Genomic DNA, 495 nt, shown 5'->3' on the forward strand with positions numbered 1-495 from the left:
GCGAACTCGGCGACGACCGAAGTACTGACGCTGGCCGACACGCTGGGCGCAGGCCTGACCTTCGGGTCCGTGACCGATGCGGGCGCGTTCGCCTGCACCGGTGCGCTGACCTGCACGCTGCCGGCGGGCACCTTGCCGGGTGTCTACACGCTGACCTACACCGCGACTGTCAATGCGGATGCGACCGGAAGCGTCGGTAACGTTGTCGTAGCCAGTAACCCGGCTGGCGGCAACGATCCCGATCCGGTGTGCACGACCTGCGAGACCGAGCATCCGGTCGTCGCGACGTCGATCACGGTGGCCAAGACCTCCAACCCGGCCTCGGGCAGCGAAGTGTCCCCTGGCGACACGCTGACCTACACGCTGACGGCGACGGTCGCGAACTCGGCGACGACCGAAGTGCTGACCCTGGCCGACACGCTAGGCACCGGCCTGACCTTCGGTGCCGTCACCGACGCGGGCGCGTTTGCCTGCACCGGTGCACTGACCTGCACG

Annotated in this window: 1 protein-coding gene; it reads left to right on the forward strand. The window is 68.5% G+C overall.

The genetic code is table 11. The annotated features are described in order from the left end of the window. A partial coding sequence (locus ABE487_RS17230) for an isopeptide-forming domain-containing fimbrial protein (protein WP_346452925.1) occupies positions 1-495 on the forward strand: 495 nt, incomplete at both ends.

Source organism: Luteimonas sp. TWI596, assembly GCF_039674105.1.
Lineage (GTDB): Bacteria > Pseudomonadota > Gammaproteobacteria > Xanthomonadales > Xanthomonadaceae > Luteimonas.